1 protein-coding gene is annotated in these 302 nt (G+C 54.3%); it reads right to left on the bottom strand.

The genetic code is table 11. The annotated features are described in order from the left end of the window. The coding region (locus P0G09_RS18610; protein ID WP_275253412.1) for a hypothetical protein at positions 1-199 on the bottom strand (199 nt) is incomplete at its 3' end. Between the last annotated feature and the right edge of the window lie 103 nt (positions 200-302).

The following is a 302-nucleotide window of genomic DNA, read 5'->3' as shown; positions in this document are numbered from 1 at the left end:
CCTGCAGCTGCCAGCATCCGGGCACAGAGATTGCTTTGGGCTTTGGCAACGCCCCAAGCTGTTCCGGGGTCTGTGTATCGGCATCAGCACGGGAAATCAGCGCAATATCCCAGACTCCATTCAGACAGTGTTCTTTCGTTCGGGGAAATCGGTCAAACCGATAGGGCATTCTTCCGACTGCGTGCGTCCAGACATCCATAGTAGTTCTCCTTCCTGTAGTGCCTTCCGGGGCCATTTCATCCCGGCATTCGGGCATGTTGCTTACGGTAATCGCTGGGTGTGACTCCTTCAATGGATTTGAA

Origin of the sequence: Faecalibacterium sp. DFI.5.82 (assembly GCF_029076575.1) — a bacterium.
GTDB classification, from domain to species: Bacteria; Bacillota; Clostridia; order Oscillospirales; family Ruminococcaceae; genus Faecalibacterium; species Faecalibacterium duncaniae.
The sequence above is the reverse complement of the archived record's forward strand: the minus strand, read 5'-3'. Positions and strand labels throughout refer to the sequence as shown.